Consider the following 13,182-nt stretch of genomic DNA (forward strand, 5'->3'; position numbering starts at 1 on the left):
AGTCTACGAAAGGCAGGGACAGGCTGTCGCCGGGTGGCGGTATGGCCCGTTCCCTGCTTGCCGGATTGGCCTGCTCAGGCCAGATTGAAGAACTGGCGGGCATTGGCACTCAGCAGCTGTTGCTGCTGCACCGGGGCCAGCCCGGCATGGCGGATCAGCGAACCCACCTCTTGCTCACCCAGCGGGAAGGGCGAGTCCGAGCCCAGCATCACCCGTTCGCTGCCCATGGTGCCCACCAGCAAGCGCAGCGCCGCCGCATCGAAAATGGCGGAATCGACATAAAAACGGTCGACATAGCTGGAGGGCTTGTTGGGGCAGTCTTCACGCACGATGTCGCGCTGTTCCCAGGCGTTGTCCACCCGCCCCAGCAGATAGGCAAAACTGCCCCCGCCATGGGCAAAGCAGATTTTCAGGCTGCGCGGCAGGCGCTCGAAGGCGCCGGACAGGATGAGCGACAGGATGGCCAGCTGGGTTTCCGCCGGCATGGCCACCAGCCAGGGCAGCATCCATTTTTTCATGCGCTCTTCGCCGCCCATCATGTCCCAGGGATGCACCAGCACCGGGATGCCTTCCGCTGCGCAGTGCGCCAGGAACACCAGCAGGCCAGCGTTATCCAGATCGAGCGCGCCGACATGGTTGCCGATCTGCACCCCGACATGGCCGCAGTCGCGGGCGCGACTGGCTTCGCGGCAGGCAGCGTCGATATCCTGCAGCGGCACCTGGGCCAGCACCTTCAGCCGCTGCGGGGCAATGGCGGCCATCTCCAGCGCCCGGTCATTCATCAGCTGCGCCCAGGGCAGGGCGCGCTCGATGGGCGCGTGGTAGGCAAACATCACCGGGGTGGCACACATGATCTGGATGTCGATGCCCTGCCGCTCCAGGAATTCCAGCCGGCGCGCGCCATCCCACAGGGCATCGTATACCGGGCGGAACGGCCGCTCGCCCAGCATGATCTGCCCTTCGCGCCCGGCCGTGTGCAGCCAGGGCGCGCGCTGCGGGTCGAGCCGGGCCGCCTCGGCCTGGCTGATGCGTGGAAAGAAATGCGAGTGAATGTCTATCATGATGCGTCTTTTCTAGTGTTGCGCACGCAGGTGCAGTGCATGCCAGGCGGCGTAGTCCTTGCCCGGATGGACCGTGCCGCAATGCTTGCAACGCCGACCTTCCTCGCCAATGGCGTAAAACGCCTGATAGGCCTTGGGCAGATCATCCACCAGGCTCTCCAGTTGCTTGGAGATATGCCAGATTTCGCCGGCACATACCGGGCAATACCAGTGCAGGCTGTCATGCGCGCCAAGGGGGCGTGGCCGTTCCACCAGGAAGCACAGGCCGGGCTCGGGGCGCTGCGGTGAGTGGATGACATGGGCGGGCAGCAGGAACACATCGCCCTCGCGCAGATCAATCCGCTCGAAGCGGCCACGGTCCCAGATGTTCAGGTAGGCATTGCCCTTGATCTGGTAGAAGATTTCTTCGGTCGGGTTGTCGTGAAAATCGGTACGGGTATTGGGCCCGCCCACCATATTGATGATGTAGTCACCATCCGGCCAGATGGCCGCATTGCATACGGGCGGCTTGAGTTCGCCCTTGTTGTCTTCGGCCCAGTCCAGCAGGTTGAGCGGCAAACCATATTGCAATTGCATGAGTTTCTCCTCCACACAGTAAAGCCTGCTGCCGTCTATTGCGGCTTGTAGGCAATGGCCTTGATTTCGATACGCAAATGCGGATGCGGCAGCTGATGCACCGCCACCGTGGTGCGGGTGGGTCCGCTTTCGTCGAAATACTCGGCATAAACCGCGTTGTAAGCGGCAAAATCGTTCATATCCACCAGATAGGCGCAGATCTCCACCACATCAGCCAGACTGGCATTCGCCGTGGCCAGGATGTCGCGGATGTTTTCGATCACGCAGCGGGTTTGCACCGCAATGTCCAGCTGGGTGGCGCCCATGGCGTCGGCCTTGGCCCCGGCAATGCTGTTGTCGGGCAGGCGCGAGCTGGTGCCGGAGACAAACAGCAGGTCGCCGGCGCGTTTCAGGTGGGGAAAGCGGCCGCGCGGTGTGGCCTTGCCGCTGACCACGGTAGCCTGGGTGTTCATGGCTGCTCTCCCGTGTTGAAGGCGCAGCAGCCCAGCCCGGCCACCTCGACACTGACATGCAGGCCGGGGCGCAGTGCCTCGGCGGCGGTGGCGGCTCCGGCCAGAATCAGCGAACCGGCAGGCAGCACGCGCTGTTCCTGATGCAGCAGGCGGGAAATCTCCACCAGTGCGCGCAGCGGCTGGCCCAGAATGGCGGCACTGCTGCCGATCTGCACCGGGCGGCCATCAAAGCGCAGTACCACGCCCAGATTGTCCAGCGCGCTGTCCGGCGCGCACAGCGGGCCAAGCACATAGCGGGCGGAGGAGCAGTTGTCGGCCACCACGTCTTGCAGGCTGAAGCGGAAGTCGCGATAGCGCGAGTCGATGATTTCCAGCGCCGGCGCCACACCAGCCAGCGCCAGCCCGGCTTCGGCCAGCGACAAGGGCCGGTCGATGTCACAGGCGGTGATGAAGGCGATTTCCGGCTCCACCCGCGGGTGGATCAGTTTGGACAGGTCCAGCCTGCCGCCGTCGGCAATCTGCATGGCATCGGTCAGTTCGCCCCAGATCAGCGCGTCCACGCCCATCTGTATCATCTTGGCGCGGCTGGTAAAGCCCAGTTTCAGGCCGACCACGCGCTCGCCGCGTTGCTGGCGCAGGCTGATGCCGGCCTGCTGGATGCGATAGGCCGTCGCCAGATCAAACGGCTGCTGCGTACTCAGTTGCGGGGTAGCTTCGTGGCACCGGGTGGCGATATCCAGCTGGGTGGCCATTTCCTGAATCAGCGTGCTCATGCGCGCACCTCCTGCTGTTTCAGCAAATCCAGCGCCACATCGACAATCATGTCCTCCTGCCCGCCCACCATGCGGCGGCGACCGACTTCCAGCAGGATGTCCAGCGTCTTCAGCCCGTATTGCTCTGCGGCTTTCTCGGCGTGGCGCAAGAAGCTGGAGTACACCCCGGCATAGCCCAGCGCCAGCGTTTCGCGGTCCACCCGTACCGGGCGGTCCTGGGTGGGACGCACGATGTCGTCCGCCGCGTCCATCAGGCGGATCAGGTCGCAGCCGTGGTTCCAGCCCAGCCGTTCGGCGGCGGCAATAAACACTTCCAGCGGCGCATTGCCCGCCCCGGCGCCTTGTCCGGCCAGCGAGGCATCGATGCGCTGGCAGCCTTCTTCCACCGCCACGATGGAATTGGCCACGCCCAGCGACAGGTTATGGTGGGCATGAATGCCGGTGGCGGTGGCCGGGTCCAGCACATCGCGCAGCGCACGGAAGCGGTCGCGCACATCCTGCATCAGCAAGGCCCCGCCGGAATCCACCACGTAAATGCAGGTGGCGCCATAGCTTTCCATCAGCTTGGCCTGGGCCGCCAGCTGCTGCGGGCTGCACATGTGCGACATCATCAGAAAGCCCACGGTGTCCATGCCCAGCTCACGGGCGTACTGGATATGCTGTTTGGCGATGTCGGCCTCGGTACAGTGGGTGGCAATACGCACCACGCTGGCCCCGGCATCGTAGGCATTGCGCAGCGCATGCACGGTGGCAATGCCGGGCAACAGCAGGGTGGCAATCTTGCTGTGGCTAACCGATTCGGCGGCAGCGGCAATCCACGCCACATCGCTGTGTGCGCCAAAGCCGTAGTTGAAGCTGGAGCCTTCCAGCCCGTCGCCATGGGCGACCTCGATGGAATCCACCCCGGCGCGGTCCAGGGCGCTGGCAATGGCGCGCACCTGCTCCAGCGAATAGCGGTGACGCACCGCATGCGATCCATCGCGCAGGGTCACGTCGGAGATATACAGTTTGTTCATGGCGGGTTTCCTCAGGCTTGCAGCAGTCGGGCGGCCAGGCGTTCACCGCAGGCCATGGCGGCTGACGTCATGATGTCCAGGTTGCCGGCATAGGCCGGCAGATAGTGGGCGGCGCCTTCCACTTCGATGAAGATGGACACCTTGAGCCCGCCTTGCGCGCCCAGGCCGGGATAGGCGGCGGCATCGGCCGCGGGGATGTCTTCGAATTGCACTGCCTGCTTCAGGCGGTAACCCGGCACATAGGCCTGCACCTTTTCCGCCATCTGCTCCACTGCGGCGGCAATGGCGGCACGGTCGGCCGGGCCGGTCAGGCAGAACACGGTGTCGCGCATCATCAGCGGCGGTTCGGCCGGATTGAGAATGATGATGGCCTTGCCCTGACGTGCACCGCCCACGCTGACAATGGCCTGCGAGGTGGTTTCGGTGAACTCGTCGATATTGGCGCGGGTGCCGGGGCCGGCGGATTTGCTGGCAATCGAGGCGACGATTTCGCCGTACAGCACCGGAGTGACGCTGTTGACCGCCGCCACCATGGGAATGGTGGCCTGGCCGCCGCAGGTGACCATATTGATGTTGGCCGCATCCAGATGCGCTTCCAGATTGACCACCGGCACCACATAGGGGCCGATGGCCGCCGGGGTAAGGTCGATCACCCGCACGCCGTGCTGTTGCAGCACGCGGTTGTGCTGGACATGCGCGCCGGCCGAGGTGGCATCGAACACGATCCTGATGTCGGCAAATTCCGGCAGCGCCAGCAGGCCGTCCAGGCCCTGGTGGGTGGTGGCCAGCCCCAGCCGTCTGGCGCGGGCCAGACCATCCGAGGCGGCGTCGATGCCGACCATGGCGGCCAGCTCGACATGCTGGCCATGACGCAGCAGCTTGATCATCAGATCGCTGCCGATATTGCCGGAACCGATGATGGCGGCCTTGATACGCGACTTGCTCATTGGTGAGCTCCTTGCTGTGGGGCAAAACGGGCAGAGACCTGCCCCAGACCCTGAATACGGGCGGTGAATACATCGCCGGCACGCACCGGCACCATGGGACCCAAGGCCCCGCTCAGCACGATGTCGCCGGCCCTGAGCGGGTGGCCGCGCTGCGCCAGGGTGTCGGCCAGCCAGAGCGCCGCCAGCAGCGGATTGCCCAGGCAGGCGGCTCCACCACCCACGCTGAGTGGTTCGCCCTGGCTTTCCAGCACCATGCCGCAGCCGGTCAGGTCGGCATCGCGCAGCAGCACCGGGCGGTTACCCAGCACAAACAGGCCGGAGGAGGCGTTGTCGGCAATGGTGTCGCTGATGCGGATGTCCCAGCCGGCAATGCGGCTGTCCACCACCTCGATGGCCGGCAGCAGGTAGTCCACCGCGCTGATCAGGTCGGCCAGCGTGTGCTTTGCATGCGGCAGGTCGCGCCCCAGTACCAGGGCGATTTCGGCTTCGACCTTGGGTTGCAGCAGGCGCCGGCTGTCGATTTCTTCGCCATCGGCAATGGCCATGTCGGCAAACAGGTGGCCGAAATCCGGCTGGGTCACGCCCAGCTGCTGCTGCACGGCATGGGAAGTCAGGCCGATCTTGCTGCCGACCAGCCGCCGGCCCTGCTCCAGTGCGTACTGGATATTGAGGGTTTGCACCGCGTAGGCGGCATCGATGTTGTGCTCGCCCAGCACGCTGCGCAGCGGCGGGCAGGGCTGAGCGCTGGCCGCCGCGCTGCGCAGTTGCAGGGCGGCGGCGTGCAGGTCGGATGGGGTGGGGTGGCTCATGGCTTTCTCCTGAACTCCGGCGGGCTGGCAGCAGCCAGGCCCGGCGGCAATGGAAACGCAGACCAGTCTATGAGCCCTTGCACCACGGCAAAAATGAATAATCCGGCTTCTGCTATGCCATAAAGTTATGCAATAGTCAGGGCCATCCCTTGCCTGCCGGAGCCAATGTCATGGATGAACGCCCGCCCTTTTCCATCAACGATATGGTGCTCAACCGCCTGAAGCTGCGGCCGCTGCTGGTATTCGACCGGGTGCTGCGCTGCCAGTCCATTGCCCGCGCCGCCCGCGAACTGAACCTGACCCAGCCGGCGGTCACCAAGGCCATTCGCGAGCTGGAACTGCAACTGGACACCGTGCTGTTCCAGCGCAGCAACCGCGGGGTCTCGCCCACCGAATACGGTGTACTGCTGGGGGAAAGGGTGAAATCGGTGATTGCCGAGCTGCGCTATCTCACCGATGAACTGAATACCTTCAAGGGCGGCATCAGTGGCCATGTGGTGGTGGGCACGCAGATTTCTGCCAGCGCCAGCCTGCTGCCACGCGCCATCCTGATGCTGAAGGAGCGCACCCCGCGCCTGCTGGTGACGGTGCGCGAAGGTCCGCAGGACTATCTGTTTCCGGCGCTGGCCACCGGCGAGCTGGATCTGGTGGTGGGGCGACTGCCGGATGGCGACGATGTCTATACCCGCAAGCTGCCCTTGCGCCATCAGCCCTTGTACCGCAACAGCCTGTGCATCGTGGCGGGCAGCCGGCACCCGCTGCTGGCGGCCACAAACCTGAAACTGGACGCACTGCAACACTGGCCGTGGATCGTGCCGCCGCCGGACTCGCCGGCACGGCGGGTGGCGGAACAGTTCTTTGCCGACGCCGGCCTGCCCATGCCGGACAATCTGCTGGAATCGCTGTCCTTGCTGACCAATGTCAATTTGCTGGTGGAATCGGACTGCCTGGGGCTGATGCCCTTGCTGGCCGCACACCGTTTTGCCAGCGCCGGGCTGCTGGCGATCCTGCCGCTGGGAGAAGTGGGCCCGCTGACCGCCGTGGGTTATTCGGTCCGCAATGACAAGGCGCTCACCCCGGCGGCACGCCACCTGATCGACTGCCTCAAGCAAGTGGGCCAGACCATGCAGCAAGACCGCCCCCTATAAAATTAGGGCATAGCAAAACCCGTTTTATTCATTTTCAATGCTGGCAAGCCCCTTCCTACACTCGCCTTCGTTCGCCATTGCCTGCTGCGTGGCGCGTTTTGCTGAATGGAGGAGAGAGTCATGTCCAGTACCGCTTTGCTGCCGCTGTATATCAATGGGAAATTTGTCGAGGGCACTGCCCGGTTCGACAATATCAGTCCGGTCAATGGCCAGCTGATCTGTCAGGTGTCCGAGGCCAGTGCCGAGCAGGTCGCCGCCGCCGCTCAGGCGGCCGAGGCCGCGCTGCATGGCGAATGGGGCCGCCTGAGCCAGCCCGCGCGTTCTGCCTTGCTGCACAAGGTGGCCGATGGCATCGAGGCGCGCTTTGAGGAATTTGTCGCCGCCGAAGTGGCCGACACCGGCCGCCCGGTCCATCTGGCGCGCACGCTGGATGTGCCGCGTGCCATTGCCAACTTCCGCACCTTTGCCGACCTGGCAGCCACCGCGGTGAGTGAAAGCTGCGAAACCCCGCAGGCCGATGGCGGCGTGCTGTTCAACTACACCGTGCGCAAGCCGCTGGGCGTGGTGGCGGTGATTTCGCCATGGAACCTGCCGCTGCTGCTGCTGACCTGGAAGCTGGGTCCGGCGCTGGCCATGGGCAATACCGTGGTGTGCAAGCCCTCGGAAGAAACCCCGTCCTCCGCCACCCTGCTGGCACGGGTGATGGACGAGGTGGGCATTCCCCCCGGCGTCTTCAATCTGGTGCACGGTTTCGGGCCGGGCTCGGCCGGTGAATACCTCACCCGCCAGCCGCAGATCAGCGCCGTGTCCTTTACCGGCGAATCACGCACCGGCAGCGCCATCATGAAGGCGGTGGCCGATGGCGTGAAAGAGGTGTCGTTCGAGCTGGGTGGCAAGAACGCCGCCGTGGTGTTTGCCGATGCCGATTTCGATGCCGCCGTGGCCGGCGTGGCACGTTCGTCCTTCTTCAATACCGGGCAGGTGTGCCTGTGCTCGGAACGGGTGTATGTGGAACGGCCGATTTTCGACCGCTTCGTGGCGGCGCTGAAACAGCGTGCCGAAGCCTTGCAGATCGGTTATCCGCAAGAGGAAAACGTCGATCTGGGGCCGCTGGTCTCGCACAAGCACCGGGAAAAGGTGCTGTCCTACTTTGCCCTGGCGCGCGAGGAAGGCGCACGGGTGGTGACCGGCGGCGAGGTGCCGCACTTTGGCGATGCGCGCGACCAGGGGGCTTATGTGCGCCCCACCATCTGGACCGGCCTGTCCGATAACGCCCGCTGCGTGCGCGAAGAAGTCTTCGGCCCGGTCTGCCATATCGCGCCGTTTGACCACGAGGACGAAGTGCTGCAACGGGTCAATGACAGCCCCTATGGCCTGGCCTGCGCGCTGTGGACCACCCGGCTGGACCGTGCGCACCGGCTGGCCCGGCGCATCCATACCGGCATCGTGTGGGTGAACACCTGGTATGCCCGTGATCTGCGCACGCCGTTTGGCGGCAGCAAACTGTCCGGCATGGGACGCGAAGGCGGACGCTACTCGCTGGACTTCTACTCCGACATCAGCAACGTCTGCATCAAGCTGTAATCGCCATCCCCATTGCACCGGACGGCGTCGCCGTCCGGTCAGGAGTTCATGCCATGCCTACCCCCCTGAATGTAGAGGCCTTGATCGACGAGGCCGGTTTTAGCCGCTATCAATGGCTGATTCTGTTGCTGTGCTTTCTGGTGATGTTTCTGGATGGCTACGATCTGGCTGCCGTGGCCTATATCGTGCCTTCGCTGATGGAGCAATGGGGGCTGAGCAAGCCCCAGCTGGGCCAGGCGCTGAGCGCCGCGCTGTTTGGCCTGGCCATCGGTGCCTTGCTGGCCGGGCCGCTGGCCGACCGGCTGGGACGCAAGCCGGCGCTGCTGTGGTCGGTGCTGCTGTTTGGCCTGGGCAGTCTGGTCACCGCCTGGGCCGACGGTCTGAACACCCTCACCGTATACCGTTTGCTTACCGGCATCGGCCTGGGTGCCGCCCTGCCCAATACCATTACCCTGCTGTCCGAATACGCCCCCACCCGGCAACGCGCCATGCTGGTCAGCGCCATGTTGTGCGGCTTCCCGCTGGGTGCCGGTGCCGGCGGCCTGTGTGCCGGCTGGCTGATTCCGCTGTATGGCTGGCAATCGCTGATGCTGCTGGGCGGGGCGGTGCCGCTGCTGCTCTGTCTCTTGCTGTGGTGGCGCATGCCGGAATCGGTACGCTATCTGGTGGCCAGACAGGCCAGCCCGGAAGTCATCCGCCGCATTCTGCTGCGCATTGTCCATAGCCCCGCCTTGTTGCAGGCACAGTCCTTCAGCCTGGGCGAACAGGCGGCAGGCGCACAAAACAGCAGCAGCCTGCGCGAGGTGCTGAGCCGCCCGCTGGCGGCGGGGACGCTGCTGCTGTGGCTGTGCTGCTTCATGAGCATGCTGGTCTACTACATGGGGGTGAACTGGATGCCCTTGCTGCTGAAGGAAGCCGGGCTGAGCCTGCAGCAGTTTTCGGTGATCAGTGCGCTGTTTCCCATTGGCGGCGGCGTGGGTTCGATTGTGGTGGGTTGGGCCATGGGCCGCTGGGAGTCCAATAAAATCCTGGCGGGCACCTATCTGGCCGCCGGCCTGCTGGCCTGGGCGGTGGGCAATGCCGTCGGCCATGGCGAGCAGAGCTGGCTGTTGGGCAGCCTGGTGTTCTGCATGGGCTTTGCCTCGGGTGGCGGTCAGTCGGCCCTGTCGTCGATGGCCGCCGGCTTTTACCCCACCCATTGCCGTGCCACCGGCGTGGGCAGCATGCTGGGGGTGGGGCGCTTTGGTGCCATCAGCGGTGTCTTGCTGGGTGCCGAGCTGCTACGCCAGCACATCGCACCGGGACAGATTTTTACCGCGCTGCTGATCCCGGCTGCCCTGGTCTGCATGGCCCTGTTGCTGAAGTATGTGCTGTATCAACGCCAGCGGCCGCTGGAAACCCGCACCGTGTAAAGCCAGCCTGCCTGCCCGCCGGGCTGGCAGGCCCGGCCGATAGCGCCGGCCGGTCCGGGCAGCAGCAGATACCGGCGACTTCAACCGCCTGATACCGCCGCGGATGGCGCTTGCGGCCTTGGCCCCTTCCCGGCAGACAGGCCGCTGTGCCAGCCCCCCTGGACCCGCTCACAAGCCCCCCGCTCCTGCCTTGCGCCTCCTTGCCCTACTGATTGGTACTGTCTGCGTCGGCGCGCCTTGGCCCGGCTTCTCTGCGCGGTTTTGTTAGCCGCGCTTATTGGCTGGGAAATTTCCGAAAAATAGCCAAATCAAACCCCTGCTTCATTCACGATCTTGCTGCCGTATTTACCCCATGTTAGCGTCAGCTGCACATCATTCAGACCCTTCTCATTCAAATGAACCATTTGACATCAAGCCGATATCCACGATTAGCGCAGGGGGAATAACAAAGCATGGCACCATTGATATTCAATGGTCTTTTTGAATCAGCCAGCGCGCTTGTTCAATTAACAAGGTCAATTATTCCTTTACCTTGAATTCAGCCGTTTTCAGCCAACGGGACTACCATGAATATTTTCATTAGTGATTTCAATATTGTCCTGCATGCCGCTTTTGTCGGTTTTGTTACCCTGTTTCCGGTGGTCGACCCCTTAGGCACGGCATTCATTGTGAATCCCTATTTTCGCCAGTTGCCGGTGGAGCGGCGGCGGGCCGCCATTGCCAAAGTGGCATGGTATTCATTATTGATCGGCTTATTGGCACTGGCGCTTGGCCGCTGGGTGCTGGTGATATTCGGCTTGTCCATTCCGGTGGTCAAACTGGCTGGCGGCATCATGATCTGCAAAATGGGCTGGGAATCACTGAGCAATACCAAAACCACAGACAAACCGGCGGAAAACGCCACCGCCGCCGCAGCCGGGGAGCATATGCCGGCAAATGATGTGGAAAACGACTTGTTCTACCCGATTTCCTTTCCGCTGACCGTGGGGCCGGGCACGGTGTCGGTGCTGCTCACCCTGAGCGTGCATGGCTACAACGAGAGCACTGTCAATTACGCCCTCAGTGTCACCGGCCTGGCGCTGGGCATGCTGGGCATGAGCGTGCTGATTTACCTGACCTATCTGAATGCCAGCAATCTGGTGGCCCGCCTGGGTCCTTCCAGCGAAAACATGATCAACCGCTTCATGTCCTTTCTGGTGTTTGCCGTCGGCCTGCAAATCGCCTGGGGCGGTCTGCACCAGTTGCTCGGCCCCGCTGCCTGACATTCCCGTGGCCGCCCTGTCCCTCAGGGTTGGCCCCGTCCGCTGCTGTCATCCGCCAAGGAGTCCCACCATGTGCACTACCTTCATCATCCGCGATCAACATGGCAAGGTTTATCAGGGTCGCACCCTGGAATACGGTGAGGAGCTGGCCTTCTCGCTGGGCTATTACCCGCGTGGCAGCCAATTCGCCAGCCCGGTGCCCGCCGGCTTTCCGGCCATGCGCTTTGCCAGCCGCCTGCGTTTCCTGTCCATCAGCCTGGACATTGCCGCGGATTACCAGCCGGCGGTGGCAGGGCTCAACGAGGCCGGACTGACGGTGAACATGAATATGTTTGCCGAAACCGCGCTGCCCAATCCACAGCAGGACAGCCGCCCGCTGATAGCGGTGTCCGGTGTGGCCAGCTGGCTGCTGGCCAGCTGCGGCAGTTGTGCCGAAGTGCGCCAGCTGGTGGAGCAGAGCCAGTTCTGGGTGGACCCGCTGCCCATGCTGGGCAATACGCCCTCGCCCTTTCATTACGCGGTGTTCGACCGGCATGGCCAGGGGCTGGTGATCGAGTTTGGCCAGGGGCGGGTGCAGCTCTATGACAACCCGGTCGGCGTCATGACCAATGGCCCGGCGTTTGACTGGCACCTGACCCATCTGGATAACTACGCCTTTGTCTCCAACCTGGGCAAGCGCGAGCAATACTTCGGCAGCCATCTGGCCCGTACCGAGGATGTCGGCAACGCCATGGCCGGCTTGCCGGCGGATGACACCTCCAGCAGCCGCTTTGTCCGCGCCGCCTACTATGCGCAGTTCTGCCAGACGCCAGCGCATGCCGACGCGGCGGTGGCCCTGGTGGCCAAGATCACCAACAAGTTTGACCGGCCACGCGGTGCCACCAATCTGCCCGACCCCGCCCACGCGGGACGGCTGGCAGAGGAATGGACCACCTTCAGCGCCTTGACCGACCTGAGCCGCGGCCTGCTGTACATCCGTCCGGACAATGCGCTCAACTATCTGTGCCTGTCACTGGCCGACCACGCCGCCATCGACAGTGTGCGCCGCCATTCCTTCTCCCGTTTCCTGCACGAGCACATCGGCCTGGCCCAACCCGTGCTGTAGTGCCGCGGGCGGGACAAAGCCTGGCAGCCGTGCCGCCAGCTCATCCACCAGCATGCGTACCTTGGGGGAGAGCTGGCGTTTGTGCGGATACAGTGCCCAGATGCCCTCGTCCGGCTCGCGATAGGCGGCAAGCAGCTCCACCAGTTCGCCACGCTGCAAATGGCGCGCCACGTAGTAGTCCGGCAGCTGCACAATGCCCACGCCTTGCAGCGCGGCATGGGTCAGCGCGTGGCCGCTGTTGCAGCGCAGGCTGCCCTTGACCCGCAGCAGGCGGCGCTTGCCGCCCTCTTGCAGATGCCAGAAATCATTGCTGCCCAGCAGGCAGTTGTGGCCATCCAGCTCGGACAGGCTGTTGGGCAGGCCATGGCGCTGCAGATAGGCCGGGGCGGCGCAGACATGCTGGCGGCGGCTGGCCAGCCGCCGTGCCACCAGGCTGGATTCGGCCAGATGTCCCAGGCGGATGGCCAGGTCATAGCCTTCGGCCACCAGGTCCAGCACCTGATTGGTGAGGTTGAGCTGGATCTCCAGCGCCGGATAACGCTGCAGGAAGGCGGTGATCAACGGGGCGATATGGCTTTCGCCATAGGCCACCGGCGCGGTGAGCTTGAGCCGGCCTTGCGGCACGGCCTGGTGCAAGGACAAGGCGCGTTCGGCCTCGTCCAGCCCGTCCAGCAATTGCCGGCAATGCTGCAGATACAGCTGGCCGCTTTCAGTCAGTGTCAGCTGGCGGGTGGTACGGTATAGCAGCTGCACATGCAGCCGTTGTTCCAGCCGGGTGACTTCGCGGCTGACCTGTGCCACCGACAGGTCCAGCGCGCGCGCAGCACGGGTAAAGCTGCCCAGTTCCGCCACACTGACGAATTCATTCACCCCTTGCCACGTCGCCATTATTGCTCCACAGAAAAAATCATTTACCGATCAGGCAGATTATCTGCAAAAACAGTCGCAATACAATGGTGTTTTACTGCTGCCTGGCAGCAGCCCTATTCCGCCGCCGCGCACAGCGCCGCCTGCCGTTGCGGGCGGATTACCCCATC

At 63.9% G+C, this 13,182-nt stretch carries 13 protein-coding genes; 5 read left to right on the forward strand and 8 right to left on the reverse strand.

Features of this window, described 5'->3' with window-relative positions:
* Positions 1 to 74 precede the first annotated feature (74 nt).
* Genes DFR38_RS05020 through DFR38_RS05050 form a run of 7 tightly spaced genes read right to left on the reverse strand, consistent with a single transcriptional unit; the run spans position 75 to position 5,634 of the window.
* Complete coding sequence (locus DFR38_RS05020; RefSeq protein ID WP_204377512.1) at positions 75 to 1,061, reverse strand: amidohydrolase family protein; 987 nt, start codon at positions 1,059 to 1,061, stop codon at positions 75 to 77.
* Positions 1,062 to 1,073: 12 nt separating this feature from the next.
* Positions 1,074 to 1,637, reverse strand: coding sequence for a 3-hydroxyanthranilate 3,4-dioxygenase (gene nbaC, locus DFR38_RS05025; protein ID WP_059286652.1), 564 nt, complete (start codon positions 1,635 to 1,637; stop codon positions 1,074 to 1,076).
* Between the two features lie 35 nt (positions 1,638 to 1,672).
* The gene (locus DFR38_RS05030; RefSeq protein WP_059286651.1) at positions 1,673 to 2,089 is read right to left on the reverse strand and encodes a RidA family protein; all 417 of its coding nucleotides are present in this window, start codon (positions 2,087 to 2,089) and stop codon (positions 1,673 to 1,675) included.
* Positions 2,086 to 2,862 carry a 2-keto-4-pentenoate hydratase gene (locus tag DFR38_RS05035; protein WP_110313091.1) on the reverse strand — a complete coding sequence of 259 codons (777 nt, stop codon included), beginning with the start codon at positions 2,860 to 2,862 and terminating at the stop codon, positions 2,086 to 2,088. Before DFR38_RS05035 ends, DFR38_RS05030 begins: the two co-directional genes overlap by 4 nt.
* On the reverse strand, positions 2,859 to 3,878 hold the full coding sequence (gene dmpG / locus DFR38_RS05040) for a 4-hydroxy-2-oxovalerate aldolase (protein WP_059286650.1): 1,020 nt from the start codon (positions 3,876 to 3,878) through the stop codon (positions 2,859 to 2,861). Before dmpG ends, DFR38_RS05035 begins: the two co-directional genes overlap by 4 nt.
* 11 nt (positions 3,879 to 3,889) lie before the next feature.
* The gene (locus DFR38_RS05045; RefSeq protein WP_059286649.1) at positions 3,890 to 4,825 is read right to left on the reverse strand and encodes an acetaldehyde dehydrogenase (acetylating); all 936 of its coding nucleotides are present in this window, start codon (positions 4,823 to 4,825) and stop codon (positions 3,890 to 3,892) included.
* Positions 4,822 to 5,634, reverse strand: coding sequence for a 2-keto-4-pentenoate hydratase (locus DFR38_RS05050; RefSeq protein WP_110313092.1), 813 nt, complete (start codon positions 5,632 to 5,634; stop codon positions 4,822 to 4,824). The genes DFR38_RS05045 and DFR38_RS05050 overlap by 4 nt, the downstream gene beginning before the upstream one ends.
* 170 nt (positions 5,635 to 5,804) lie before the next feature.
* Between DFR38_RS05050 and DFR38_RS05055 the strand changes: the two genes are divergently transcribed.
* From DFR38_RS05055 to DFR38_RS05075, 5 genes are all read left to right on the forward strand, one after another.
* The gene (locus DFR38_RS05055; RefSeq protein WP_059287467.1) at positions 5,805 to 6,782 is read left to right on the forward strand and encodes a LysR substrate-binding domain-containing protein; all 978 of its coding nucleotides are present in this window, start codon (positions 5,805 to 5,807) and stop codon (positions 6,780 to 6,782) included.
* Positions 6,783 to 6,902: 120 nt separating this feature from the next.
* Positions 6,903 to 8,366, forward strand: a complete 1,464-nt coding sequence (locus DFR38_RS05060) for a 2-hydroxymuconic semialdehyde dehydrogenase (RefSeq protein ID WP_211310729.1) — start codon at positions 6,903 to 6,905, stop codon at positions 8,364 to 8,366.
* 53 nt (positions 8,367 to 8,419) lie between these two features.
* Positions 8,420 to 9,778 (forward strand): MFS transporter, encoded by a 1,359-nt coding sequence (locus DFR38_RS05065; protein WP_110313094.1) that lies wholly within the window; start codon positions 8,420 to 8,422, stop codon positions 9,776 to 9,778.
* A gap of 566 nt (positions 9,779 to 10,344) precedes the next feature.
* Positions 10,345 to 11,040, forward strand: coding sequence for a MarC family protein (locus tag DFR38_RS05070; protein WP_059286122.1), 696 nt, complete (start codon positions 10,345 to 10,347; stop codon positions 11,038 to 11,040).
* Positions 11,041 to 11,110: 70 nt separating this feature from the next.
* Complete coding sequence (locus tag DFR38_RS05075) at positions 11,111 to 12,145, forward strand: linear amide C-N hydrolase (protein ID WP_059286123.1); 1,035 nt, start codon at positions 11,111 to 11,113, stop codon at positions 12,143 to 12,145.
* On the opposite strand, the gene DFR38_RS05080 is transcribed toward DFR38_RS05075, so the two are convergent.
* The gene (locus tag DFR38_RS05080) at positions 12,050 to 13,033 is read right to left on the reverse strand and encodes a LysR substrate-binding domain-containing protein (protein WP_082693454.1); all 984 of its coding nucleotides are present in this window, start codon (positions 13,031 to 13,033) and stop codon (positions 12,050 to 12,052) included. The two genes, DFR38_RS05075 and DFR38_RS05080, sit on opposite strands and share 96 nt — an antisense overlap.
* Between the last annotated feature and the right edge of the window lie 149 nt (positions 13,034 to 13,182).

The sequence above is a fragment of the Aquitalea magnusonii genome, assembly GCF_003202035.1.
GTDB lineage: Bacteria > Pseudomonadota > Gammaproteobacteria > Burkholderiales > Chromobacteriaceae > Aquitalea > Aquitalea magnusonii.

What these genes read in the sequence shown, in the direction of transcription:
- DFR38_RS05020 (WP_204377512.1), bottom strand. Translation starts at nt 1,061, where the DNA reads ATGATAGACATTCACTCGCATTTCTTTCCACGCATCAGCCAGGCCGAG.
- nbaC (WP_059286652.1), bottom strand. Translation starts at nt 1,637, where the DNA reads ATGCAATTGCAATATGGTTTGCCGCTCAACCTGCTGGACTGGGCCGAA.
- DFR38_RS05030 (WP_059286651.1), bottom strand. Translation starts at nt 2,089, where the DNA reads ATGAACACCCAGGCTACCGTGGTCAGCGGCAAGGCCACACCGCGCGGC.
- DFR38_RS05035 (WP_110313091.1), bottom strand. Translation starts at nt 2,862, where the DNA reads ATGAGCACGCTGATTCAGGAAATGGCCACCCAGCTGGATATCGCCACC.
- dmpG (WP_059286650.1), bottom strand. Translation starts at nt 3,878, where the DNA reads ATGAACAAACTGTATATCTCCGACGTGACCCTGCGCGATGGATCGCAT.
- DFR38_RS05045 (WP_059286649.1), bottom strand. Translation starts at nt 4,825, where the DNA reads ATGAGCAAGTCGCGTATCAAGGCCGCCATCATCGGTTCCGGCAATATC.
- DFR38_RS05050 (WP_110313092.1), bottom strand. Translation starts at nt 5,634, where the DNA reads ATGAGCCACCCCACCCCATCCGACCTGCACGCCGCCGCCCTGCAACTG.
- DFR38_RS05055 (WP_059287467.1), top strand. Translation starts at nt 5,805, where the DNA reads ATGGATGAACGCCCGCCCTTTTCCATCAACGATATGGTGCTCAACCGC.
- DFR38_RS05060 (WP_211310729.1), top strand. Translation starts at nt 6,903, where the DNA reads ATGTCCAGTACCGCTTTGCTGCCGCTGTATATCAATGGGAAATTTGTC.
- DFR38_RS05065 (WP_110313094.1), top strand. Translation starts at nt 8,420, where the DNA reads ATGCCTACCCCCCTGAATGTAGAGGCCTTGATCGACGAGGCCGGTTTT.
- DFR38_RS05070 (WP_059286122.1), top strand. Translation starts at nt 10,345, where the DNA reads ATGAATATTTTCATTAGTGATTTCAATATTGTCCTGCATGCCGCTTTT.
- DFR38_RS05075 (WP_059286123.1), top strand. Translation starts at nt 11,111, where the DNA reads ATGTGCACTACCTTCATCATCCGCGATCAACATGGCAAGGTTTATCAG.
- DFR38_RS05080 (WP_082693454.1), bottom strand. Translation starts at nt 13,033, where the DNA reads ATGGCGACGTGGCAAGGGGTGAATGAATTCGTCAGTGTGGCGGAACTG.